The organism is Sphingomonas sp. PSPC2-2 (assembly GCF_049897725.1).
In the GTDB taxonomy this organism is placed as follows: Bacteria; Pseudomonadota; Alphaproteobacteria; order Sphingomonadales; family Sphingomonadaceae; genus Sphingomonas.
In genome coordinates this window covers 123,590-147,524 of record NZ_JAFCWU010000003.1, presented here as the reverse complement: position 1 = coordinate 147,524, position 23,935 = coordinate 123,590, and the positions used below count along the sequence as shown (strand labels likewise).

Genomic DNA, 23,935 nt, shown 5'->3' with positions numbered 1-23,935 from the left:
CCTCATGCGTCCGCGCGCGTGCGCGTGCGCCACCAATGCCACCCCCCGACCAGTGCGGCGAGCGCGACCCCGCCCGCCGCTAAGATCAGAATGGCATGCCGATCGGGCAGCAAGCGCTCGATCGCTTTTTCAAAGCCGTGGCCGAACAGATAGCCGACGCCGGTAAACACCACGCCCCACACAATGGCCGAGACCCCGTTCACCAGCACGAACAGCCGCGCCGACACCCTGGTCGTGCCGATCGCCACCGGGCTGATCGTGCGGAAGCCATACAGAAAGCGAAAGGCGAAGATGAAGCCGATCGGATAGCGTTCGAGCAACCCCAGCGCGCGTTCGAACAGCGCGCGCTGGCGCACGCGCCTCACCCACGGCCGATCGCGGAAATAGCGGCCGAGCGCAAAGAAGATCTGGTCGGCCAGGAACGACCCCGCCGCCGCCGCCGCCATCGCGCCCGGCAAGGAAAACAGCCCCTTATGCGCCAGCAACCCGCCGGCGATCACCACCGTCTCGCCCTCGATGCCAGCACCCGCGAACAAGGCAAGCAGGCCGTATTTGGCGATGAGGGCTTCGATGCTCAACCGCGCGCCCTTCCATCGTCACCCCGGGCTCGTCCCGGGGTCCACCGCGATGCGCATCCTGCGGCGAAGGGATATCCGGCACGGTGGACCCCGGGACAAGCCCGGGGTGACGACATGCTATAGCGCCTCACCCCTCAATGCCGAGCTGCCACAGCACGAAGGCATGCTCCTCCGCACCCTCGCGCAAACTTTCGAAGCGGCCCGATTTGCCGCCATGCCCAGCGCCCATATTGGTCTTGAGCAGCAGCACATTGTCGTCGGTCTTGGTGGCGCGCAGCTTGGCCGCCCATTTGGCCGGCTCCCAATAGGTCACGCGCGGATCGTTGAGGCCGCCCGAAATGAACAGCGGCGGATAGGCCTGCGCCTTCACCTGGTCATAGGGCGAATAGCTGCGGATCAGCTCGAACGCGGCCTTGTCCTCGATCGGATTGCCCCATTCGGGCCATTCGCCCGGCGTCAGCGGCAAGTCGGCATCGAGCATGGTGTTGAGCACGTCGACGAACGGCACATCGGCAATCACCGCGCCCCACAATTCGGGGTCGGAATTGACCACCGCGCCCATCAATTCGCCCCCGGCCGAACGCCCGGCAATTGCGATCCGCCCCGCCGACGTCCAGCCATCCGCGATCAGCCCCTTCGCGACATCGACGAAATCGTTGAAGGTGTTGGTGCGCTTTTCCAGCTTGCCGTCGAGATACCATTGCTGGCCCAGATCATCGCCGCCGCGAATATGCGCAATGGCATAGGCAAAGCCGCGATCGAGCAGCGACAGCCGCCCGGTCGAAAAGCCCGGCGGAATCGCATAGCCATAAGCGCCATACGCATAGAGGAACAAAGGACGCGACCCGTCGCGCGGGAAGTCCGCCGGATAGACGATCGACACCGGCACCTGCGTGCCGTCGCGCGCGGTGATCTTAAGCCGCTCGGTGCGGTATTTCGCCGCCTGATAGCCGCTCGGGATTTCCTGCACCTTGAGCGTGGTCAGCTCGCCCGTCGCCACGTCATAATCATATTCGGTGCCCGGCGTGACCATCGACTCATAACCGACGCGCAGCACCTGCATCGCATATTCGGGATTGTTGCCGAGCCCCGCATCATAGCTCGCCTCGGGGAAGCGGATGCGCTGCGGCGCGATGCCCTCCTCATAGCGGTGAATCTCGATCTGATCCAAGCCATCCTCGCGCCCGTCGACGATGAAGAAGTCGCGGAAGCAATCCACCCCGGTCATGTAGAAATGCGGCGACGGCGCGATCTTCTCGACCCATTCGCCCGGCGCCGAGATATGCGCGGTGCACAGCCGAAAATTGGGGTCGGTGTCGTTGGTGTGGATGAACAGCGTGTCGCCATGCATGTCGACATCATATTCACGCCCGACCTGGCGCGGCGATACGCAGAGCGGCGTCGCCAGCGGGTCGGTCGCGGGCAGCAGATAGATTTCGCTGGTCACATGGTCGCCGCTCGACAGCACGATCCACTTGCGGTCGCTCGTCTCGCTGACGCCAACGCGGAAACCCTCATCGGCTTCCTTGAACAGTTCGATATCGTCAGCGATCGGCGTGCCCAGCCAGTGCAGCCGCGCATTGTCGGTGCGCCATTGGTCGTTGGCGAGGCCATAGAGAAAGCCCGTGTCGTCGGCGGTCCACACGATTTCGGACAGCATCCCCGGAATGACATCGGGCAAATGCTCGCCCGTGATCAGATCCTTGACGCGCACCTCGAAGCGTTCCGAGCCATTGTCGTCGATCGCATAAGCCAGCAGCCGCCCATCATTGCTGACCGAAAACGCGCCCAGCCGGAAATATTCCTTGCCCTCGGCCAAAGCCGGTTCGTCGAGGATCAAAACGTCCTGGCTCTTGTCCTCGCCCGCTGCGACCGGCCTGCGCCACCATTTGCGATACTGCCCGCCGGTTTCGAACGCGGTCCAATAGACCCAGTCGCCGTCCTTTTGCGGAACCGAGCTATCGTCTTCCTTGATGCGGCCCTTCATCTCTTCATACAGCCGGTCGATCAACGGCCGGTGCGGTTCCATCACGCTCTCGAAATAGGCGTTTTCGGCCGCGAGATAGGCGAGCACATCCGCGTCATCGACCTCGGGATAGTTCGGGTCCCTCAGCCAGGCATAGGGATCCTCGATCGTGTGCCCATGCAGGGTGAAGCTGTGCGGGCGCGTGGCGGCGACGGGGGGCGAGAGCGGTTCGGTCATCCCCTCTCCTACCCGCTTGCCGCAGGTCAAGTCGAGGTGTCGCGGTCAGGTGCGCTGGAGCGTCCGCGACGGTGCCAGCCGGACCGTGCGTCCGGTCGGTGCCCGACGCGGAGCCGGTTCCGTCACACGCCCCGGCTCGATCGCAACCGGGGCATCGCCATCACGGCTGTCATACCGAAACGCCGCCGCGCGCGCCGCCAGCGTGGCGATATCCTGCGCCAGCGTCGCCGCCGTGGCGGAGGTTTCGGTCACCATCCCGGCATTCTGTTGCGCGATCCGGTCGAGTTGCGTCACGGCACTGGTGATTTCGCCGATTGCTTCGGCCTGCGCGGCATTGTCGCTGGCGATCGCCTGGGTCAGCGCGACCGCATCGGTGCAACTCGCCACGATCGTTTCGAGCGCGCCATGCACCAGCCCGACCGCGTCGACCGCGACCGCCACTTCCTGCTGCGTTGCGCTCAGTTGGGTGCGCGCGCGCTTGGCTTCCTCCTCGGCGCGCATCGCCAGCGTCGAGACCAGATCGGCCACGACGGCAAAGCCGCGCCCGGCCTCCCCGGCCCGCCCCGCCTCGACCGCCGCATTCATCGCCAGAACGCGCGTCTGAAAGGCGATCTTGTCGAGGCCCTCGATCACATCGTCGATGCCGGCGGCACTGCTGGAAACGCGGTTCATCGCCTCCATCGCGCCATCGGCACGCACGCGCACTTCGCCCGCCGCCGCCAGCGTCGCTTGCGATCCGTCGGAGGATTTGTGCGCCGCCTGCACCGTGCTGCGCAACCGCGCGTCCATCCGCCCGACTGCGGCGGAGGTCTGTTCGATGACTGCGGCGCTGCTCTCGGTGCGCTGCGCCAAATCGCCGGTCGCGCGCGCGATCGAATCCGATGCCCCGCCAATCTCGGTGGTCGTCTCCACCACCGCCTGCACCATGGACCGCAAGGTATCGACCGCATCGTTGAGATCGCGATTGACCGCAGCATAGCTCTCCGGGAAGCGCAGCGCCGCACCGCCGCGCAAATCGCCCGCCGCCATCGTCCGCAACACCTGGCCCAGCGCGTCGGCGACCTCCTTCTGCTCGGCACTGGCCTGCGCCTCTTGCGCCGCACGCTCGTCGGCGGCGCGGCGGAAGGTGTCGACCGCGCGCGCCATATGGCCAAGCTCATCGACGCGATCGAGGTGCGGCACGCTGCGCTCCGCGCCGTCGGCCAGCGCATCGGTCGCCTCGACCAATTGCCCGAGCGGGGCCATCACCCGGTGCGTCAGGTACAGACGCGATCCGATCGCCAGCGCGAGGATCGTCACCGCCAGCGCCAGCAAGGCGATCGCGGTGATCGTCAGCGTGGTCTCCGAATGCGCCTTGAGCTCGGCCTGTTGCTTGCCCGCCAGCGTGACGGCGGTGTCGATCCGCGTGCGATGCGCGGCATAGGCTTCGGACACGCTGGCATAGCTGCGGGCGAGCTGCGCCGCGTCGTGCGCGCGTGCGGCGGCGATCATCTGGTCGACCTCTGCCCAGAAGCGCTGGGCAGGCGCATCGGCATCGCGCGTCAAGGCGGTCACCAACGCCGGATCGAGCGTCGAACTGTTCCAATAGGCGTGGCGCTCATCATAGGCCTTGCGCAGCGCCGCCAGCCGCGTCGCGCGCATGTCGACCTCCTCGGGATGGCTGGCGAGCAAGGTCGCCTCCAGAAACGGCTCGAGCACATATTCGGGCGGCGGCAGAATGTCGGCGACATAATCGGATTGCGCCTGGATCTGTTCGCCGATCGGCCCCCCGATCCGCACGAGGTTGATGCCGTAAGCGGCGATCACGATCGCCAGCAACATGGCAACCGTAATCAAGGCCGAGCCGATGCGAAGGCGCTTGGCAATGGACATGAAGGGACGACTTTCCAGCGAAGAGGCGGTGCGACATCATTATAGACGACGCGCGCGCCAAGCGTCGGGCCTGCGCCTATGTCCTACTACGCCGACATCTGGCATTCTTCGCGGATGACCGGAGACATGGTGCCGTCGGCATTGCCCGGGAACCGCCGCCGCGGACTTTTGCCCTGACAAACGTAGCGCATTTCGCCTAACCTTAGCCTAACCTTCCATTCCCGAAAGCCACCCATGTCCGCTTATCCCGCCCGTCTCGTCGCCCTTCGCGCCCAATTGGCGCAAGACCAGCTAGACGGCTTCGTCGTGCCGCTGACCGATGAATATATGTCCGAATATGTCGGGGCTTATGCCCAGCGTCTGGCCTGGTTGACCGGCTTCCAGGGCTCGGCCGGCAGCGCGGTCGTGCTGGCCGAAAGCGCCGCGATCTTAACCGATGGCCGCTATACGCTGCAAGTGCGCGAACAAGTCTCGGCGGACGACTGGCAGTATATCGCGGTGCCCGCGAGCAATGTCGCGCGCTGGCTGGGCGAGCATGCACCAACGGGCGGGCGGATCGGCTATGATCCGTGGCTGCACACCAGCGCCTGGGTCGAGCAAGCCCGCGCCGCACTGGCGGCACGCGGGGCCGAATTGGTCGCGGTCGAGCGCAACCCGCTCGACGCGGTGTGGGCCGACCGCCCTGCCCCCTCGACTGCCGTGCTGACGGTGCAGGATGACGTGCAGAGCGGCCTCGGCTCGGCCGCCAAGCGCGCGCAGATCGCCGACTGGCTGACAGAGACCAAGGCCGATGCGGTGGTGCTGACCGCGCTCGATTCGATCGCCTGGACGCTCAACCTGCGCGGCAGCGACGTGGCGCACACCCCCGTCGCTCTGGCCTATGCGATCGTCGATGCCGATGGCACTGCCGACCTGTTCGTCGCGCCGGAAAAAGTGACCGATGCGGTGCGCCGGCATCTCGGCAATGCGATTCGCCTGCATCCGCGCGACGCCTTTGCGGGCTCCTTGCAGGCCTTTGCCGGCAAGCGCATCGCCGCCGACCCCGAGCGCGCCGTGTCCGCCATTTTCGATTCGCTGAGCGCAGGCGGCGCCACTGTGCTGCCGCTGCGCGACCCGGTGGTGCTGGCCAAGGCGATCAAGAACCCGGTCGAGATTGGCGGCCACCGCTCGGCCTCCGCGCGCGACGGGGCGGCGGTTGCGCGCTTCCTGCGCTGGGTCGAGGCGGAAGCGCCCAAAGGCGGCCTCACCGAACTCTCCTGCGTCGACCGCTTGCAGGCCTTTCGCGAAGAAACCGGCGTGTTGCTCGACACCTCCTTCGATACGATCTCGGCGACCGGCGCGCATGGCGCGAGCCCGCATTACCATTCGACCCCCGAATCGAACGCACCGCTCGAACTGGGCCAGCTCTATCTGGTCGATTCGGGCGGCCAATATGCCGATGGCACGACCGACCTGACGCGCGTGCTGCCGATCGGCACGCCGACCGACGAGATGCGCGACCGCTTCACGCGCGTGCTGCAGGGCCATATCGCGCTCGCCACTGCGGTCTTCCCGGTCGGCACCACCGGCGGGCAACTCGATTCGTTCGCGCGCGCGCCTTTGTGGCAGATCGGGCTCGATTATGCGCATGGCACCGGTCACGGCGTCGGTGCCTATCTGTCGGTGCATGAAGGCCCGCAGCGCATCGCGCCGCCGACCTATCCCGGCGGTGGCGCGGCCGAGCCGCTGCGCGCCGGCATGATCCTGTCGAACGAGCCGGGCTATTACAAAGCCGGGGAATACGGCATCCGCATCGAAAATCTGCTGCTGGTCGAGGAACGCCCCTTTGCGCACGGCGTGACGATGCTCGGCTTCGAGACGCTGACTTTCTGCCCGATCGAACGCTCGCTGATCGTCGCCGAGATGCTGAGCCCGCGCGAACGCGCCTGGCTCGACGCATATCACGCGCGAGTCGTTGACGTGATCGGGTCGTATCTGGATGCGGACGAGCGCGCCTGGCTGGCGGCGAAATGCGCGCCTATTGCTTAGGCGCGTCGGGGGCGGTGACGGTGTCAACCGCGTCCAACGCGCGGGCGCGGCCCTTGCGGCGCTTCAGGTTCTCGCGCAGCGCCGCCGCCAGCCGCTCGGCTTTTTCCGCATCTTTCGTCGCCACTTCGCCACACGCTCCTTGACAATGTCCGCTCCAGCGGCTCTTAGGCCGCTTCCGCTCGCGCCGTAAGGCGCTTCGGACATGCTGCCGTAGCTCAGTGGTAGAGCGCATCCTTGGTAAGGCTGAGGTCGTGAGTTCAATCCTCACCGGCAGCACCATTTCTCTTTCGAGAAATCACGCGGTTAGAAATAAGATTTCGCCTTCGGGCGACACCTGCGGGTGCGATGCGCGGTCCGTTCGTGTGCGGCTTTTTTCGCGCGACGGCTTTTCCGCGCAAAGATTGGGGGCGAGGGCTTAAATCCCTTCGCCACCTCAATCGACTTCGGTGCGTAGACCTGCGCCGTCTAACGATCGGCCGCAACGCAATCCTGCCGCTGTTCGCCCAGGCCATCGATGCCGAGGCGGATGCTATCGCCAGCCTTGAGGTACCAGGGTACGGGCTTCTGCCCCAGGCCGACGCCCGGCGGCGTGCCGGTGGTGATGATGTCGCCGGGTTCGAGCTCCATGAATTGCGAACAATATGCGACGATCTCGGCGACCGAGAAGATCATCGTCGCGGTGGTGCCATGCTGGACCCGCTTGCCGTTCACCTCCAGCCACAGCCCGAGCGCCTGCGGATCGCTGACCTCGTCGGTGGTGACCAGCCACGGCCCGACCGGGCCGAAGGTGGGGAACCCCTTGCCCTTGTCCCAGGTTGGCCCGCGTTCCAGCTGCCATTGGCGCTCCGACACATCGTTGACGACGCAATAGCCAGCGACATGCGTCAGCGCGTCGCTTTCCGAAACAGTGTAGGCGCGCGAACCGATGACGACGCCGAGCTCAACTTCCCAGTCGGTCTTGATCGACCCGCGCGGGATGACGACGGGATCGTTGGCCCCCTGCAGGCAGTTGACCCATTTGTTGAACACGACCGGCTCGGAAGGGATCGGCAAGTTCGATTCGGCGGCGTGATCGGCATAGTTCAGCCCGATCGCGATGAACTTCCGCGTACCAGCGACCGGCACGCCATAGCGTGCGCCTTCCGGTGCAAACGGCAAGGCTTCGACATCGACCGCACGCAGCTGCGCGAGACCGCTGGCAGACAGCGCGCTGGCGTCGATGTCGGCGACGACGCCCGACAGATCGCGGATGCGACCGGCTACGTCGACGATCCCCGGCCGCTCTTCACCCGGCGCACCAAATCGGCAAAGCTTCATGTCACGCATTCCTTCTGGAAGGGCCGAACGGATCGTCGGCGAGAATGGTTCGGTCAAGCGCCTCGACCCGGTTGCAGCCGGCCAGGGTCAGCGTCACGCGCATCTCCTTTTCCAGCAGCGACAGCATGCGATCGACCCCCGCCTCGCCCTGGGCGGCGAGCGCCCACAGCCACGCGCGACCGAGCAACACGCCGTCCGCGCCGAGCGCAAGCAAGCGCACGACATCGAGCCCCGAGCGGACGCCGCCATCGGCGAGGATCGTCATCCGGTCGCCGACCGCATCGGCGATCGCGGGCAGTGCGCGCGCGGTCGACAGCACACCGTCGAGCTGGCGACCGCCGTGATTCGATACGACCAGCCCTTGCGCGCCATACGCCGCGGCCTCGCGCGCATCCTCGGGATCGAGAATGCCCTTGATCACGATCGGCCCGTCCCAGGCGGCGCGCAGCCAGTCGAGATCCTTCCAGCGGATACCCGGATCGAAATTGTCGGCGAGCCAGCCGATATAATCGTTCATGCCACTGTCCGCGCCCAGCACCGGCACGAGATTGCCAAGCTGATGCGGCCGTCCACGCAGCCCCACGTCCCACGCCCAAAGCGGCTTGCCCATCGCCTGAAGCGCGCGCCGGGCGGGACCGCCGCGACCCGACATGCCCGAATGCAGATCGCGGTGACGGATTCCCGGAGTTGGCATGTCGACCGTAAAAACCAGCGTCGTCGCCCCCTGCGCGCGTGCCTCGGCGATCAGGTCGCGCATGAAGCCCCGGTCGCGCACGACGTAGAGCTGGAACCACAGGTTTACCTCGGGCGCACCCGCGCGCAGTTCCGCCAGCGGACAGATCGCCACGGTCGAGAGCGTGAACGGGATGCCATGCCGCGTTGCCGCCCGCGCCGCCTGGACTTCGCCGCGGCGGCGGAACATGCCGCCAATGCCGATCGGCCCGAGCGCGACCGGCAAGGGCATGCGCTCGCCGAACCACTGGGTCGAAAGGTCGATATCGGCGACGTCCTGCAGGACGCGCTGACGCAGCGCAATGTCGGCGAGGTCGGCGACATTGCGGCGCATGGTGTGCTCGCCTTGCGCACCGCCATCGGCATAATCGAACAGAAAGCGCGGCAGGCGGCGACGCGCGGCTTCTCGGAAATCGTCGATCGCGGCGATAATGCTCATGCGCTCAGGCCATCGTCCAGCCGCCATCGATCGCGATGGCACTGCCGGTGATATAGGCGCTTTCGTCGCTGGCGAGATAGAGCGCGAGCGCGGCAATCTCCTCGGCCGTGCCGATCCGTCCCATCGGCTGCCGCGCGATGAAGGCGGCGCGCGCGGCATCGGCGTCGCCGGTCGCCTCCAGACGTTCGTCGAGCGAAGGGGACTGCACCGTGCCCGGACAGATCGCGTTACAGCGAATGCCCTTGCCGACATAATCGAGCGCGATCGAGCGCGTCAGGCCCGCGACCGCGGCCTTGGACGCGCAATAAGCGAGTCGGTTGGGCACACCGATCAGCGCCCCCGCGACCGAGCCGATATTGACGATGACGCCGCGCCCGGCCTCCAGCATCGCGGGCAGCACGGCCTGCGTCATGCGGATCGTCGCGCGGACGTTGAGATCGAACGACAGATCGAGGCCGCGCTCGGTAACGCTCAGCAGATCGCCGGAATCGACATAGCCCGCGCAATTGATCAGCACGTCGAGCGTGCCCGCCCCCGCCCCGGCCCGCGCCACCGCCGCCGGATCGAGCAAATCGACGACGAGCGGCTCGCAGCCCGAAAGCGTCGCGAGCGCGTCCGCCTTGAGATCAAGCGCAATCACTGACGCACCTTCGCGGACGAACAGTTCGGCAATCGCGCGCCCAATGCCCTGGGCAGCTCCGGTGACGAGCACGCGCTTTGTGGCGAGACGGGGCATGGTTTCGGCTTCCTTCGGTAATGCTCAGGGACAGATCGAGTCAGGGGCGCTCAGGGCTTTTCGGGTTCGATCCCGGCGTGCGCGATCACGGCCTTCGCTGCATCCGGCCATGCGCCCTTGGCGACCAGCACGGTATCGACCTCGCGGTTGTTCAAATACGGTGTCCACGCGCCCGTGCGCCGCCCGGAATCATGCCAATTGCCGATCGCGAGATTGTCCATCGCGGTGCGGCGCGGAGCGAGGTTGTTCTGCGAATTGAGATTGAGCCACACGCCGACATTGCCGATCGCATTGTTGCGTAGCGTGACGTAGCGCGACCCCTCGTCGAGATACATCGCGATGCCGTCCTCGACGTCGTAAATGTGATTTTCGGCGATCAGCGCGCCGGGGTCGGCCGACAGATGATAGATCGCGCCACCGTCGGGGAACCATTGCTTCACATCGTGGACGCGGTTGCCGACCACGACGGTGTCGCGCAGCGTCGTCGGCGTGTCGTAGACCAGATTGCCGGGCTGGTTGTAATAGCCGCGGCTGGGGGTGAAATAGGCTGCGTTGCCACCGGGGTCGTTCGCGCCCCAGCCCCAGCCGATGTCGATCCCGTCATACGGCGCGCCGGACACGTCATTGTGCCAGACCACCGCGCCACTGGCATAGGTGACGAGGATCGCCGCCTGCTCGCGATAGTGTTGCGACACGGTGCGCACCAGATTGTTGCTGATGACGATGTCGCGCACGCCCATTTCGGGCCGCGACGGATGATGCGCATCGGGTCGCACGCCGCCGACCATGATCGCGCCGCCGGCCAGATCGGTGAAGCGCGAGCGGCGCACCTCGATCGCGCTCGTGCCAAGACCGATGCCGCTGTCATTGGCATCGGGATTGTTGCCGATGCCGAGCGCGATCTGGCCGAGCTGCGTGAACTCGTCGCGATCGAACACGATCCGGGTCGCTGCGGCGACCTGCACCGCCGCCGGCTGCTGACGCCAGCGGTTGCGCATCGCTTCGAACGGCCAGCACCCCCACGAGCAATCGCGGATCGGATCGTCGGGATAGCCGCCCCATTCGCCCGCGAGGAAGGATCCGCTCTGCTGGCTGGCATAGCCCTCGGGCCCCGATGGCAGCAGCCAGCTGGTATGGCGGAAGCTCAGGCCCCGAAACTCAAGGTCCTTGATCGTCTCGTCATAGCTGCCGGCGATCGAGATCAGAAATTCGAGGCGTGGCAGCACGACTTCGAGCCGCTTCATGTCTTCGCCCGCGACAGGCTTGTAATAGAGCTTGCCCGCGGCCGGATCGGCATACCATTGACCGCCCTCGCGCAGGAAGGCGAGCGCGTTGACAAAGAACAGCCCGGCATTGTCGCCCCATACCGAGCGCGCGAACGTGTCATAGCCGACGAGGTTGTTGCGCCATCCCGGCTGCTGCATGGCGATGCGGTCGCCATCGATCCGCGCGACCATCGCGTGGCGGTCGGTGAACCAGCCGGTCGCTTCGACTTCGATGCGGCTCTGGTCGGGGAGATTCGCGAGCGAACGCCATGCCGGATCGACGATCGTGATCCCCGTCTTGTCGAAGGTAAAGGCGCTGCGCGGCGCGCGGACCGCGGCACGCGGTGCCATATGGCCACCGACCCAAAGTTGCCGGGGATCGATCCCGCGAGGAATATCGGCCGTCCAGATGCCGCGCTGCGGGTCGGCGAGCGTCCAGCCCGTCACCGGCGTCCCGCCCGACAGGACCGGATGCGCGCCGGGTGCCGCTTCCCAGCGCACCGTATAGCCATCCTGTCCGCCATCGGAGGCGGTAAAGCGCAGCGGTGTGCGCAGCCGGTAGACGCCGTCGGCGAGTTGCACGGTCACGTCGTGATCGGCGTTCAGCCCGCGCACGGCCGCCTGTGCGCGTGCGAGCGTGGCAAACGGGTGGGCCGCGCTGCCATCGCCCTCGTCCGACCCTTGCGGCGACACCGACAGCACGATCGGCACTGGCGCGGGGCGGCTCGAGATATGGATGTTGCCCGCAGTCTGCTCCTTGCTGACTGTGGGTGGTGCATAGACCGGGATGTCGGAGGGGGACGTCTGCTGCGCCGCCGCCGGAGCAAGGGCGGCGATCGTCAGAATCGCGGCGAGGACAAGCCGGTCATTGCGCATTCGCAGTCTCCAAAGCGTAAAACTCCATGGCCGCGTCCGCGAACAGGCGCTCGACGTCCGCGCCCGCCCGACCGGCGAGCGACAGCGCGTCGGCGTGCCACGCGCTCCAGCCATCCCCCGAGAGCAACAGCACTGGCCAGTCGCTCCCCCACATCAGCCGCTCGCCGAAAACGTGCACAAGGTGTTCGACATAGGGGATTAGGTCGGCGGCTGGCCGGCCCGTTGCCTGTTCGGTGCGCAAGCCCGACAGCTTGCAATACAGCCCGAGACCGCCGAGCCGCGCGATATCGTCGCGCCAGGGATCGAGGATCGCGCGCGCCGCGTGCGGCTTCGCCGCGTGATCGATCACGATCGGGAGATCGGGCCAGCGCTCGACGAAGCGCGCGAGCATCGGCAGGTGCCGCGGCTGGACCAGCGCATCGAGGCGCAAGCCCGTCGCCTGCAGCGCCTCCAGCGCCGGGGTGAGCGCATCCTGCAGCAGCCAGTCGGTGTCGGCGATCGATTGCAGCATCGGCCGCACGCCGCGCATTTTGGGCTGGCGGGCGATCTCGATGATGCGATCGGCCGCATGGGGGGCAGCCAGATCGACCCAGCCGACGACCGCGCGGACCAACGGCGTACGCTCCGCCAGCGCCAGCATCCAGTCGGTATCCCGGTCGGTCGGCTGCGACTGGACGAGCACGGTGCCGTCGAGCTGCACGCCCGCCGCCGCATTGACCAGATCCTCCGGGCCGAAGTCGCGATGGATCTCGGCTTCGGCGGCGGTTGGCCAGGCGGTGCCAGGGGTGGCGAGCGACCAGAAATGCTGATGGGCGTCGATCAACGGCATCATCGCACCGAACGAATCGGCAGCACGAGGCACGCGCCGAACACAACGAACACACCGCAAACGACGAACAGCAGCGGATAATTGTTGCCAGTCGCGTGCAGCAGCGCTGCCGCCATGACCGGACTGAGGATTTGCGGGACATTGATCGCGGTCGTCAGGATCCCGAGATCCTTGCCGGTCGAATCCTCGCCCGGCGCGGCGGGCGGCAGAACGCGCGTCATCAGCGCGAGGTCGACCGACATAAACGATCCGTAGCCGATCCCGATCAGCCCGGCATAAAGGAACATCCCGCGCAGGTCGGGCGACAGCAACGGCGCGATCTCGGCCAGCGCCATCACCACGCCCGCGATGAACACCAGCGGCTTCAAGCGACCGAGCCGATCCGACAGCCAGCCCGACAGCAAGGCCGAGATGACCAACGCGACGAAGGTAATCGAGGACATCCGCGCGATCGTCAGATTGGCGGCGCTCTGCGTAAGGCCGATATAGCCCTCGAGGATGTAGAGCAGATAGGTCAGGATCGCCTGATAGCCCATATAGATCGAGAAACGGCCGAACAGCGCCCAGGCGAAATCGGGATGGGCGCGCGGATCGATCCAGAAGCTGCGCAGGAACGAGGTCAGGCGAAACGGCACGGGCGCAGCCAATCCGGCGGGCAGCGGCGGCTCGCGATTGAGCAACACGAACAGGAGGCAGGCGGCAATGATACCGCCACCGACGATTGCATAAGCGACAAACAGGTGGGCTGCCATCAGCCCCCCGAAAATGGTGCCTGCCGAAACCCCGGCGGTCATCGCCGCGCCGACCACGCCAGACACCATCCCGCGCTCACCGGGCAGGAAGCGGTCGGCAACGATCGTCGTGATCGCGGGCTGCATCGAATTGAGGCTGACCGTGGCCACCAGCCACAGCGCGGTGACGCCAACGATGCCGCCGCCAAACGGGATCAGAATCGTCGCGGCACCCCCGACGACGCCGCCGATGGCAATCCAGGGCGTCCGCCGCCCGAAGCGCGACCGCGTCCGGTCGGAGAGCGCGCCCGACACCGGCGTGGTGATCGTGCTGAACACCGACGTGATGGCATAGACCACGCCCAACGTCCCAAGCTTGCCGACCGGATCGAGATTCTCGATCTGGTTGGGCAACAGCACACCGAGAATCGAAGCGTAGAGGGCCAGCAACACGAAGAGGACGATGCCGAGGCTGACGATAAGCCCCCATTTGCGGCCTTCAACGACGGGCGCGGCCGGCGGCACCGCATCGAGCCCAGCGCTCACGGTCACGCGACCGCGCCAATCACCTGGGGCAGCGCGCCGCCATTCGCCCGCGCCGCCGCGCTAAGCACCAGACCGTGCCCGGGCGCGTCGCGGCCATGGATATAACCGTCGGCCATCGCATAGGGTTCGTCGACCAGATGATCGAAATTCTGGAAACTGTATTCGAGCCAGCGCACGCCCGGCAGCGCCAGCGCCATGTTGACGCCAAGCTCCAGGAAGGTGTTGCCGAGCGTGACCTCGACATTGGCTTCATTGGCAAGCCAGCCGGCGCGCATCACGTCGGACACCTGGCCATGCACGTTGAGCATGTCGCACGCCCGCGCCTCGACCAGTTTGCGCTTGCCGGTGAGATCGAGATATTCGCCCGCATTGATCCGGCTGATGCCGAGCTGGCGCAGCATTTTCAGCCCGTCGAAATCCTCACGCGGGATCGGGTCCTCGAGCCAGTAGATGCGGTGCCCGGCGCGCTCGAAGCGCCGGACCGCCTGGATCGTTTCCTGTGCCGTCCAGGCCTCGTTGGCATCGATCATCACCGGTCGGTCGCTGCCGACCACATCGCGCAGCAAATCGAGCCGGTGAACATCGCGCTCCAGATCGGGATGCCCGACCTTGATCTTGTAGCCGAGGAAGCCCCGCTCGCGCGCCTTGCCGAACAATTCGGTAAAGTCGTGGTCGGACAAGTGATAATCGAGCCCGCTGGCATAGACGCCGACCTTGCTGCGCTCCGCCCCGAGCATGCGCCACAGCGGCAGGCCCGATTGCTTGGCGAACAGATCCCAGATGGCGTGCTGGAGCGACTCCTCGAACGGCAAACCCATCCGCCGCACATTGCCGCCACGCACGCGATGCACCGCCAGCGCGAGCGCCGCCGGATACCGCCCTTCCAGTCCGGGCCAGGCCTCCGTCGCGAACACGCGTTCGATCTCGTCCGCGTCCGGCAAGCTGGTGAACAACGCCTGCGCGAAACCAAGCCCGACATTCCCGACCGTGTCGAAAAGTTCGACCGCGATGATTTGGGCAGTCGTCGCCCGCACCTGCGAATCGCCGATCGTCCGGTCCCGCGCGAAGGCCAGGCGAGTCAGCCGATATTCGACGATGCGCGCTGAAGACATTTCTTGTTTCCTTGTTGAAATATTAGTCTGAGTTATTACCGGGGCGGAGGCAAGCGCAACCGCCCCGGTGCCTCGCCTAAAAACGCACGCGCACGCCGGCGGTGTAGCGCCGCCCGACCCGTCGATATTCCTGCGCATCCGCGACTACGTTGGCGTAGTGAAATTCCCTCGAATCCGTCAGGTTGGTGGCATCGGCGGTCAGGATGACATTCTTCGTCACCGACAATTGCAGCCCTGCATCGAGCTGATCATAACTGTCGACGAACTCGGGAATGCCGGTCTGCGTCTGCGGCGCGAAGAGGTAGCCGTCGCGCCTGGTATAGGAGGCCCGCGCCTGCACCGGGCCCTTTTCATAAAAGAGCACTGCGGCGTACGAATTCTTTGACAAGCCCTCCAACGAATAGGAGGTCGAGGCCTTTGCCGCGTTGGTATAGTTCGCGTTGCTGTCGGTATAGGTATAGCTGAGTTGGGTGCCGAAACCGCTCAACAGGCCCGGCAGGAACTTGAACAGCGTGCGATAACTGACTTCGACCCCCTTTACCGTCGCACCTTTGCCGTTGATCGGCTGATCGACGATGAAGGTTACCTGATCAACCTGTTGGGGAGTGACCCCGCGTGTGATGAACGAGTCGATCGATTTGTAGAAGAAGGTCGCCGACAGCAGTGAATCGCGATCATAATACCATTCGAGCCCGGCTTCCGCCTGCGAGGCGCGGAACGGCTGCAAATTGGGGTTGCCGTGCGTGATGCGCTCGTTGCCCGGATTGCTGGTGATCGTCTGCGCCGGCGAAAGATCGGTCAGCGTCGGCCGCGAGATGACGCGTGAGGCCGCCGTCCGGAAGACCAGCTTCGGCGTGATGGTGAGCCGCGCGTTCAGCGACGGAAGAATGTCGGTATAATGCCCCTTGAAGCTGAGCGGGGTCAGCCCGGACAGCACGATGACGTTCTGGCCCGTGCCGTTGGGTTTTGCGCTCAGCACGGTCTGGCCGGCACCATTTGAGGTGAAGTCGGTATCTTCGATTCGCACGCCGGTGTTGACCGCGAATGGCAGCGTGCCGAGATTGCCCTTGAACTCGAACATCAAATAACCGAGCGCCACCTTCTCCTTGACCGAGGAGCTGGCGGCCGGGTCCCGAACGATCGGCAGAAGATTACCGCTGTGCAATGCCGGGTCGGCGGTGCTGTTCAGGCCGATCATCGTCTGGAAGAGATTTTGGGCGTTATAGTCGACCCAATTTGCGGTGTTGCCGCCTGCGGCCCCGCCGAAGAAATTGTAGGATGTCGGGCTGAACACGCTCGACGGCACCAACACGTCGCTGCCGCAATAGGCACACGCGTTGGGTTCGGTGAACCCGGTGGTCGTCTTGGTGCGGGCCGAATAGCCCACGCCGCCGTAAACGGTAACCTGGGCACCATTATAGGCCCCGTCGAGATGCGCCTCGTTGATCGTGTCTTCGAGGATCTGGCCCTCCGACTGCATATAATGTGCGAGGCGATGGTTCACGTCGGTCGCCGCATCCGGATATGTCGGGCTGCTGACCGTGAAACTCGCCAGCGGCGACCCCGTGTTGCGGTCATATGTGTAATCGAGATGCTTCAGCCGCGATGTTGTGAACAGCGCCTGCGCATTGTCATATTTGGCCTTGGTGGTATCGAGATCGAGCGCGACGCTGAACGGGCCGCTGTCCCATCTCGCATTGAAGCCGAACAGATAGGTGGTCGATTTGGCTGGCCGGTCCTCGACGACGACGTCGACCGTGCCGTCGTGAAAGCTCTCCGATGTCGCGGTGCCACCGACATGGACGGTGCGGCTCTGCCCGCCGACGATCTCCGTGGTGTCGGTGCCGCCCGACACCACCTGCCGCACGAGCGTCCCCCCGCTGAAATCGGGTGCGATGCCGGAGCTGTGATAATGTTCGTCGTCGTGGGAGTAGAGCCCGTCGAGCGTGAAGAGCAGATTGTTGGTTGGTTTGAACTGGACCGTCCCGTCCAGCCCGATCCGCTTGCGGTTCGAGAATTCCACCTGGTTGATGAAATTGTGGTACATGTCGACGTTGCGGAACAGCCCCACCTTGCTGGTGTCGATCCGCGGCGTGCAGCCACCGGCACCCGACGCTCCGACGCACAATCCGCCTGCACCGCTGCTCACCTGGCCGTAATAGCCGTCGTCGAAGCTGCGCGGATAGGAACTTGCACCCACGAAGAAGTTGTCGGTCCGTTCGTTGCGCTCGTCATACGAGCCGACGAGCGACACACCCAAGGTCCCCGAGGGATTTTTCCAGGTGACATAGGCTGCGCCCGACGGGGTGGTCTTGCTGCCCAGCTCATCGATGTTCGCACGTAGCGAGCCACCGCCATAGAGGCCGGTGCGCTGTTCAAGCGGGCGCAGCGTATGGATATCGATCGTCGCGCCGATGCTCGCGCCATTGATGTTGGCCTGCGGGCTCTTGAAGACGTTCGCCCCCGAAATCAGCTCGGATGGCAAGATATCGAAGTTGAATTCGCGTCCAGCGCCATCGGTCGCGATCACACGATTGTTGACCGTCACGGTATTGAACTGCGGGCCAAGCCCACGAACCGTCACGCCGTTGCCGACGCCGCGATTGCGATCGATCGTGATGCCCGGCACGCGCTGCAGCGATTCGGCGACATTCTGGTCGGGTAATTTGCCCAAATCCTCGCTGGCGATCGCGTCGACCGAGTTAATCGCGTTGCGTTTGATGTCGATGGATTGCCGCTGGCTCGCGCGGATGCCCGTCACCACGATATCCTGCGCGACACCGTCCGGACCGGCGTCAGGCGTGCCGAGATTTTGCCGTGGCGCATTCGTGTCCCCCATGGACGCGCTGCCGCTGCCGCCCTGCGCCTGAGATTGCGCCTGTGCTGCCGATGCAAGCGCCAAGGCGGTCGCCGTGATTGCGACGCCACCGTACAACCGTGCCAGTTTCCCCATAATCCCCTCCTCTTCGTTTTTTGATTTGAGATATCAGTATCAGGCCTTTTAGATATGTCAAACACGGTAATTAGAATTTCATTGCTGATGATGGCTCCCGTGCTCGCGAGGCTGGCGCGGCACTCCTGCTAGCGTTTTCGCCAGGGCGCGCTTACGGTGGGGGAGATGAGCGTGCCGCCGCATTGGCGGACCGGCCAATTTTGTGGAAACTGAATCGGATGCGGGCCGTAGCCGGAAAATCGAAAACCGAGCCAGCCAAGGCGATCGAGCTCGACCTGTTGGGCGATAACGAACCCAGCCTGTCAGACAAAGCGTATGACGCAATCTTGAAGGGGCTGTTCGACCGCACGATCCCGCTCGGTGCGGAATTGTCGCAGGCCGATCTGGTGCGGCTGTTCGGCATGACGATGCAGCCACTGCGCGACGCGCTGCGCCGACTGGAAACCGAAGGACTGGTCACGATTCACGCCCGGTCGTGTATCCGTTTCATCCGCTCCGACCTCGAGCTCTCCCGGTCGACATATCAGTTTCGCTCGTTGATCGAGCGTGCGGGTGCCCGTGCGCTGGCGGAAAGCGGCGATGCCGGCGAAATCCAGGCGATGGTCGACGGTCATAGCGCGCTGCTCGCCCGGCTGGAGGAGGGCTCTTGGGAGCCGGACGATGAAGCCATGCTCGACCGTCTCGAAGAGCAATTGCACGGCGCGTTGATATCGGCGCTGCGCAACCAGTTGATCGAAGTGACTGCGCGCCGCCTTAAGAATTACGTGACGCTGGTACGGCTCGATTGGCTGACCACCCGCCCGCTGGCGATCCGCACCCTGCGAGAGCATCTCGACATTCTGACCGCGTGTGTCGCGCGCGATGCGGACGCCGCCGAGGCCGCGCTGGTGACGCATTTTCAGCTCGCGCTGCAGCGCCTCCTGGGGATGCAATAGCGCGCCGCTACGGCTGCTCGTCCAGGCTGTAAATACGCTCCGCCGCGACCCATTTTTCCCCATCCGCCGCAAACGGCAAGCGGCGCTGGAAGCGGTCCATCAACACATCCCACGCCCCGACCGCGGGATCGGCCGCCTCGCGCGCGGCGTTGGCGACGGGGTCGAAATCGGGCGTGGTCTCCATCACCATCACCAGCCGGTCCCCGACATGCCAGATGTCGAGTGCGGCCACACCGCCCGCCCGGATCGCGCGCGTCACGGCGGCGGGCGGCCGTCCGGGACGGTGCCAGTGGCGGTATGCAGCGATCAGCTCGGCATCATCCTGCAGATCGAGCAGAAGCACGTGGCGCATCGATATCCTCCGGATCGGGTAGAGTAGCGTCAGTTGGGTGCAACCGTCAGCGCCGATGTACGGCGACGCAGTTTCGGTCGTCGTCGAGCTGCAACACCAGATCGGCATAGGCAGGCATGGTGTCGAGGACGTGCCGCGTCAGCCGTTCGTAATGGCTGACGAACACCCGCACCTCGGCGTCGGCCATCACCCCGTCGCCGCGCGCACCCGACTGGCGCAGCGCCCGTTCCTGCTCCAGCCGCCAGTCCAGCACCCGCCCCCAGCTCGGCGCGCGCAACAGTGCAAGCATGTCGATCCGCGCGAACAGCCGCTGATACGCGCCCGCAAGCGCGGCATTGGCGTAGCGCCGCCACACCCCATGCGGGTCGCGCTCGCGCTCCAGCACGTTGACCGGATCCAGCAGCGCCACCGCGTCCTGCGGCCGGGCACCGACGCACCAGCCTTCGAAGATCACCAATTGCGCGGGCACGGGTGCACTCGTCCAAAGCGCTGCCTCGACACGATCGTCACTCGCCTTGTCAAAGCGCGGTAGCGGTGCCGCCTGTCGCGCGTCGAGCGCTGCAAACGTATCCAGCCCAAGCGCGATATCGTGCGTTCCCGGAACGCCGCGCGTTGCGAATAGCGGGTGGACCGCCGCAGCGAGCCGTGCGCGCTCGCGCCGCATATGATAAAGATCGTCGAGCGACAGCACCACCGAATGCGGAAAGCGCGCGGCGAGCGCCGCGGCGACGGTCGACTTCCCACTCCCTTGAGCCCCACACAGGCCGAGCACGAGCGGGACCCGGCGCGGATGCACAAGCGCGCGTTCGATCGCGTCGGCGAGGATCGCCTCAGGCGACACGGTCGGGCAGGGCACGGCCCGCAAAAAAGGCGTCGAGATTGTCGACCGCCTGCATTCCCATCGCTTCGCGCGCGCCCTTCGTTGCGCTGCCGAGGTGCGGCAACAGCACGGTGCGCGGGCTGGCCAGCAGCGCCGCGCTGACAGTCGGCTCGTTCTCATAGACGTCGAGCCCGGCCGCCGCGATCCGCCCTTCCGCCAGAGCCGCCACCAAAGCCGCCTCGTCGACCACCGAGCCACGCGCGGTGTTGACGAGGATCGCGCCCGGCTTCGCCTTGGCCAGTAAGACCGCATCGACAAAATGATGAGTCGCCCGGCCGCCCGGGATGTGGAGCGATACGACGTCCGCCTCCGCCATCAATGCTTCGGCGGTATCGACTCGGCTCGCCCCCAGCGCCGCCTCGATCTCGGTCGCGGCGGGGCTGCGCGAGAAATAGAGGATGCGCATGCCGAGCCCGCGAGCACGCGCCGCGGTGCCTTGCGCGATCCGGCCAAAGCCGATCAGCCCGAGCGTACAGCCATCGAGCGACTGGCCGACGAGATGCGTCGGCCGCCAGCCGGTCCATTCCCCCGCGCGCAGCTCGCGTTCACCTTCACCGGCGCGCCGCGCGGCCATCAGCATCAACAGGATCGCCAGTTCAGCCGTGGCTTCGGTCAGCGCGCCGGGCGTGTTGCTCACCGCGATCCCGGCCGCGCGCGCAGCGGCAAGATCGATATGGTCGACGCCAGCACCATAATTGGCGATCAACGCGGCGCGGCGGCCCGAGGTCGCCAACACATCGGCATCGATCCGGTCGGTGATCGTCGGCAAAATTGCGTCGAATTCGCGCATCGCGCCGCGCAATTCGGTCGCGCTCAGCGCGATGTCCGGTTGGTTTAATACGACGTCATACTGCACCGCGAGCCGCGCCTCGACTGCCTCGGGCAAACGGCGGGTGACGCGAACACGATGGCGTGCGGTCACAGCTCCGTCCCCGCCATGGCTGGCGATGGCACCGGTGCATCTGCGCGGATAAGGCCCGCCTGCCGCAAATCGCGCCAGAAATCGTCGGGGATCTTAGTGTTGTAGACCTCCAGCGTGCGCTCGACCTGCGCGGCACTGGCCAGTCCCGGTAGCACGCGCGCCACCGCAGGATGCGCGATCGGAAAGCGCAAGGCCGCCGCGGCGAGCGGGACCGCATGCGCATCGGCGATCCGCTCGATCCGGCGGACTCGCTCGACGATTGCGGGTGGCGCGATGGCATAGTCGTAATGCATCGGCGCACCGCTCCGCGTTCCCGTGGCGAGGATACCGCTATTATAGGGGCCGCCGATCACCACCGAGACGTTCTGCGCGACGCACGTCGGCAGGAACGCATTGAGCGCATCCTGTTCGAGCAACGTGTAGCGCCCCGCAAGCAATACCATATCGAGCCGCGTCTCGCGCATCGCCTGCAGGCAGATCGCAGTCTCGTTGACGCCCAGCCCGAAGCCGTCGATCGCCTTGCTCGCGCGCAGTTCCTCCAGCGCGCGAAAACCCCCGCCGTGCGTGAGTTGCTGCCAATAGCGTGCATTGTCGTCGCCATGGTTCGCGCGGCCAATGTCATGGACCAGCAGGATATTGATCCGGGCAAGACCGAGGCGCTGCAAGCTCGCTTCATGCGACCTCAGGATGCCATCATAGCTATAGTCATAGGCGACGCGAAACGGCAGCGGCGAAAGGAAACCGTCGCGCGACTGCTCGACCGTTTGCGCTTCATCCGGAACCAGCAGACGGCCGACCTTGCTGGACACGACCAGGCCGCTGTCCCCGCGGAGCGCGTCGCCCAGGCGCCGTTCGCTCAGACCGAAACCGTAAAAGGGCGCGGTGTCGAAAAACGCGATCCCGGCGCTGCGCGCCGCGTCGATCGCCGCTCGCGCGTCTTGGTCGCTGATCGGCGCATACAGATTGCCGAGCGCGGCGCACCCGAACCCCAAACCCACGACCTTATCGCCGGCGTCCCGCGGAGATCGACAATCAAACATCAATTCGCCAATGTGATATTCCAGAACTGTCCTGTGCTATGCTTCAAAATGCAGAACGGCGCAAGGATTGGTTACGGATGAGGATGAGTATAGCGAAATCCGTCCCCGCGCCGGTTAGCCGACGACGCGCGGGCGACCTCCCCCGACCCGCTTGCGACAGTGCGAAAGACTGCAATGAGGAGAGTAAAGAGGATGCCGATCGCGCTCGTACGGCAGGCCTTTCGCCCCGGCTTCGTCGATAAACACCGACTGCGGGTGCCGCTCCGGCCCCGCTGGCAAAAGCAAAACATGCCGCCGGTCCGGAAACGCGCGGCATCCCGCGAAACGGACTATTTCCGCCCGGTTACTCCAAGCATGGTCGCCCCACCAACAAATGACAGAATAGCCAGGGTCAAAAACAGCGTGCTGAAATTCTGGGGTGTCGCGAGCCACCACGCCAATGCCGGGCCAATGAGCACGGGTGCGGTATTCGCCAAATTGATCAGCCCGAGATCGCGCCCACGCCGACGCGGGTTGGGAAGCAATTGCATGACGAAACCGATTTGCAAGGTGAGGAAGACAGTCCAGCCGATCGAATAAATGCAAAGGCCTATCGCGGCCGAAGTCCAGTTGGTCGCGCAGGCCATCATGACGAGACCGGCCGCATCGAGAATAACGGCAATCATCATAAACGGCTTGCGCCGCTCCAACCTGTCTGACCAACGGCCCAACATAACGGCGAAGGGCAATGGCACGATGTTCGCCAAAAAGATCAACGCCCCCACCTGTGCCGACACACCGCCGCGTGCGGCGGGTGTCGCGAACCGCTCCATGAAGAACAGGAAATATGCGGACACCACGTTACCGGGAATCTGGACGATCAGGCGCGATATCCACGCAATGACGAGGTCGGGTGACGATACCGCAACCGTGCGATCCGCCACCGGCAACGTCGGCTTGGGCGATGTCGCCAGCAATGGCCCGAGGGAAATGACGACAACGACCGAGATCACGGCTAGGCGCAGGCCCAACGTCGGGGGCCCCCATTTCACCAATAGCGGCCCGATCGCCGCACCAAGCGGCTGAGCCCCGGCGAGCAGGCCGCTCATCAGGCCATTCTGTCGATCCGGGCTTTCCTCAGCGAGCAGCGCCATAAGCGGGGCCAGGGCGATGTTGAGCGCGACCTGAAACGCCATCACCGATAGGACGAGCATCGCGGGCGTCCGTGCGCTGGCAATGCCCGCGTACGACGCGATCGTCGCGACAAGGCCTGCGGCGATCCAGTATCGCCGTCCCGTGCCGCGCTCGAGCGAACGGTCGCTAAGCCATCCGAATAGGATACCCGCAATGCTGGCCATCGCGGCACCTGCGATCATCGCCGTCGCGAGCACACCGAACCGCGCTTCCCCGGCAATCAACTCGATCCGCAGTGGCAACAGCAAAGTTAACAACGGCAGATACGCAACGACGCATCCGGCGTATCCAAGCGCACCAAGCACCGGAATCAGTGCGGGCGATCGCTTCGCCTTGCGGACAGCGAAGAAGCGGTCGGAATGCGCGGTCATGTGACGCCTGCTTAGGACATCGGCATCGCCACAGCCAGGGGATTG

The 23,935-nt window shown here is 65.4% G+C and carries 19 protein-coding genes and 1 tRNA gene; 3 read left to right on the top strand and 17 right to left on the bottom strand.

What is annotated here, in order from left to right:
- Positions 1 to 2: 2 nt before the first annotated feature.
- From ACP7BY_RS07225 to ACP7BY_RS07215, 3 genes are all read right to left on the bottom strand, one after another.
- Entirely contained in the window at positions 3 to 578 is a 576-nt protein-coding gene (locus ACP7BY_RS07225; RefSeq protein ID WP_126846678.1) for a DedA family protein, read from the bottom strand.
- 127 nt (positions 579 to 705) lie between these two features.
- Positions 706 to 2,781: a S9 family peptidase gene (locus ACP7BY_RS07220; protein WP_126846677.1), complete on the bottom strand. Its 2,076-nt coding sequence runs from the start codon at positions 2,779 to 2,781 to the stop codon at positions 706 to 708.
- Between the two features lie 45 nt (positions 2,782 to 2,826).
- On the bottom strand, positions 2,827 to 4,653 hold the full coding sequence (locus ACP7BY_RS07215; protein ID WP_137903164.1) for a methyl-accepting chemotaxis protein: 1,827 nt from the start codon (positions 4,651 to 4,653) through the stop codon (positions 2,827 to 2,829).
- A gap of 234 nt (positions 4,654 to 4,887) precedes the next feature.
- On the opposite strand from ACP7BY_RS07215, the gene ACP7BY_RS07210 reads away from it, so the two are divergent.
- Positions 4,888 to 6,681, top strand: a complete 1,794-nt coding sequence (locus ACP7BY_RS07210; protein ID WP_033966188.1) for an aminopeptidase P family protein — start codon at positions 4,888 to 4,890, stop codon at positions 6,679 to 6,681.
- Here the strand turns inward: ACP7BY_RS07210 and ACP7BY_RS07205 are convergent.
- Positions 6,671 to 6,805, bottom strand: a complete 135-nt coding sequence (locus tag ACP7BY_RS07205) for a hypothetical protein (protein ID WP_260591516.1) — start codon at positions 6,803 to 6,805, stop codon at positions 6,671 to 6,673. The genes ACP7BY_RS07210 and ACP7BY_RS07205 overlap by 11 nt on opposite strands.
- A gap of 80 nt (positions 6,806 to 6,885) precedes the next feature.
- Between ACP7BY_RS07205 and ACP7BY_RS07200 the strand changes: the two genes are divergently transcribed.
- A tRNA-Thr gene (locus tag ACP7BY_RS07200) sits at positions 6,886 to 6,960 on the top strand.
- 186 nt (positions 6,961 to 7,146) lie between these two features.
- Here ACP7BY_RS07200 and ACP7BY_RS07195 read toward each other — a convergent pair.
- The 8 genes from ACP7BY_RS07195 to ACP7BY_RS07160 form a co-directional block, all read right to left on the bottom strand.
- Positions 7,147 to 7,998: a fumarylacetoacetate hydrolase family protein gene (locus tag ACP7BY_RS07195; protein WP_033966187.1), complete on the bottom strand. Its 852-nt coding sequence runs from the start codon at positions 7,996 to 7,998 to the stop codon at positions 7,147 to 7,149.
- 1 nt (position 7,999) lies between these two features.
- Positions 8,000 to 9,169: an FMN-dependent L-lactate dehydrogenase LldD gene (gene lldD / locus ACP7BY_RS07190; protein ID WP_033966186.1), complete on the bottom strand. Its 1,170-nt coding sequence runs from the start codon at positions 9,167 to 9,169 to the stop codon at positions 8,000 to 8,002.
- A gap of 4 nt (positions 9,170 to 9,173) precedes the next feature.
- Positions 9,174 to 9,905 (bottom strand): SDR family oxidoreductase, encoded by a 732-nt coding sequence (locus ACP7BY_RS07185; protein WP_209515849.1) that lies wholly within the window; start codon positions 9,903 to 9,905, stop codon positions 9,174 to 9,176.
- 50 nt (positions 9,906 to 9,955) lie between these two features.
- The gene (locus ACP7BY_RS07180; protein ID WP_137902904.1) at positions 9,956 to 12,046 is read right to left on the bottom strand and encodes a right-handed parallel beta-helix repeat-containing protein; all 2,091 of its coding nucleotides are present in this window, start codon (positions 12,044 to 12,046) and stop codon (positions 9,956 to 9,958) included.
- The gene (locus ACP7BY_RS07175) at positions 12,036 to 12,875 is read right to left on the bottom strand and encodes an amidohydrolase family protein (RefSeq protein ID WP_126849241.1); all 840 of its coding nucleotides are present in this window, start codon (positions 12,873 to 12,875) and stop codon (positions 12,036 to 12,038) included. Before ACP7BY_RS07175 ends, ACP7BY_RS07180 begins: the two co-directional genes overlap by 11 nt.
- Positions 12,875 to 14,158 (bottom strand): MFS transporter, encoded by a 1,284-nt coding sequence (locus tag ACP7BY_RS07170; protein ID WP_137902903.1) that lies wholly within the window; start codon positions 14,156 to 14,158, stop codon positions 12,875 to 12,877. The genes ACP7BY_RS07175 and ACP7BY_RS07170 overlap by 1 nt, the downstream gene beginning before the upstream one ends.
- Positions 14,155 to 15,264 (bottom strand): mandelate racemase/muconate lactonizing enzyme family protein, encoded by a 1,110-nt coding sequence (locus tag ACP7BY_RS07165; protein ID WP_033966185.1) that lies wholly within the window; start codon positions 15,262 to 15,264, stop codon positions 14,155 to 14,157. The genes ACP7BY_RS07170 and ACP7BY_RS07165 overlap by 4 nt, the downstream gene beginning before the upstream one ends.
- Before the next feature lie 76 nt (positions 15,265 to 15,340).
- A complete protein-coding gene (locus ACP7BY_RS07160) occupies positions 15,341 to 18,217 on the bottom strand; it encodes a TonB-dependent receptor (RefSeq protein WP_137902902.1) in 2,877 nt (958 codons plus the stop codon).
- A 218-nt stretch (positions 18,218 to 18,435) separates the two neighbouring features.
- On the opposite strand from ACP7BY_RS07160, the gene ACP7BY_RS07155 reads away from it, so the two are divergent.
- Positions 18,436 to 19,152 carry a GntR family transcriptional regulator gene (locus tag ACP7BY_RS07155; protein WP_033966184.1) on the top strand — a complete coding sequence of 239 codons (717 nt, stop codon included), beginning with the start codon at positions 18,436 to 18,438 and terminating at the stop codon, positions 19,150 to 19,152.
- Between the two features lie 7 nt (positions 19,153 to 19,159).
- On the opposite strand, the gene ACP7BY_RS07150 is transcribed toward ACP7BY_RS07155, so the two are convergent.
- The 5 genes from ACP7BY_RS07150 to ACP7BY_RS07130 all read right to left on the bottom strand — a co-directional run bounded on the left by ACP7BY_RS07150 (position 19,160) and on the right by ACP7BY_RS07130 (position 23,890).
- Positions 19,160 to 19,504, bottom strand: coding sequence for an L-rhamnose mutarotase (locus ACP7BY_RS07150; protein ID WP_126849222.1), 345 nt, complete (start codon positions 19,502 to 19,504; stop codon positions 19,160 to 19,162).
- Positions 19,505 to 19,550: 46 nt separating this feature from the next.
- Positions 19,551 to 20,345: a kinase gene (locus tag ACP7BY_RS07145; RefSeq protein ID WP_033966208.1), complete on the bottom strand. Its 795-nt coding sequence runs from the start codon at positions 20,343 to 20,345 to the stop codon at positions 19,551 to 19,553.
- Positions 20,335 to 21,306 carry a 2-hydroxyacid dehydrogenase gene (locus tag ACP7BY_RS07140; protein WP_033966183.1) on the bottom strand — a complete coding sequence of 324 codons (972 nt, stop codon included), beginning with the start codon at positions 21,304 to 21,306 and terminating at the stop codon, positions 20,335 to 20,337. The genes ACP7BY_RS07145 and ACP7BY_RS07140 overlap by 11 nt, the downstream gene beginning before the upstream one ends.
- Entirely contained in the window at positions 21,303 to 22,304 is a 1,002-nt protein-coding gene (locus ACP7BY_RS07135; protein WP_249340863.1) for an aldo/keto reductase, read from the bottom strand. Before ACP7BY_RS07135 ends, ACP7BY_RS07140 begins: the two co-directional genes overlap by 4 nt.
- A 371-nt stretch (positions 22,305 to 22,675) precedes the next feature.
- Positions 22,676 to 23,890: an MFS transporter gene (locus tag ACP7BY_RS07130; RefSeq protein WP_052192460.1), complete on the bottom strand. Its 1,215-nt coding sequence runs from the start codon at positions 23,888 to 23,890 to the stop codon at positions 22,676 to 22,678.
- Between the last annotated feature and the right edge of the window lie 45 nt (positions 23,891 to 23,935).

Coding starts and splice junctions, on each gene's coding strand:
- ACP7BY_RS07220 (WP_126846677.1), bottom strand. CDS start 2,781: ATGACCGAACCGCTCTCGCCCCCCGTCGCCGCCACGCGCCCGCACAGC.
- ACP7BY_RS07215 (WP_137903164.1), bottom strand. CDS start 4,653: ATGTCCATTGCCAAGCGCCTTCGCATCGGCTCGGCCTTGATTACGGTT.
- ACP7BY_RS07210 (WP_033966188.1), top strand. CDS start 4,888: ATGTCCGCTTATCCCGCCCGTCTCGTCGCCCTTCGCGCCCAATTGGCG.
- ACP7BY_RS07195 (WP_033966187.1), bottom strand. CDS start 7,998: ATGAAGCTTTGCCGATTTGGTGCGCCGGGTGAAGAGCGGCCGGGGATC.
- lldD (WP_033966186.1), bottom strand. CDS start 9,169: ATGAGCATTATCGCCGCGATCGACGATTTCCGAGAAGCCGCGCGTCGC.
- ACP7BY_RS07185 (WP_209515849.1), bottom strand. CDS start 9,905: ATGCCCCGTCTCGCCACAAAGCGCGTGCTCGTCACCGGAGCTGCCCAG.
- ACP7BY_RS07180 (WP_137902904.1), bottom strand. CDS start 12,046: ATGCGCAATGACCGGCTTGTCCTCGCCGCGATTCTGACGATCGCCGCC.
- ACP7BY_RS07175 (WP_126849241.1), bottom strand. CDS start 12,875: ATGCCGTTGATCGACGCCCATCAGCATTTCTGGTCGCTCGCCACCCCT.
- ACP7BY_RS07165 (WP_033966185.1), bottom strand. CDS start 15,264: ATGTCTTCAGCGCGCATCGTCGAATATCGGCTGACTCGCCTGGCCTTC.
- ACP7BY_RS07160 (WP_137902902.1), bottom strand. CDS start 18,217: ATGGGGAAACTGGCACGGTTGTACGGTGGCGTCGCAATCACGGCGACC.
- ACP7BY_RS07155 (WP_033966184.1), top strand. CDS start 18,436: ATGCGGGCCGTAGCCGGAAAATCGAAAACCGAGCCAGCCAAGGCGATC.
- ACP7BY_RS07150 (WP_126849222.1), bottom strand. CDS start 19,504: ATGCGCCACGTGCTTCTGCTCGATCTGCAGGATGATGCCGAGCTGATC.
- ACP7BY_RS07130 (WP_052192460.1), bottom strand. CDS start 23,890: ATGACCGCGCATTCCGACCGCTTCTTCGCTGTCCGCAAGGCGAAGCGA.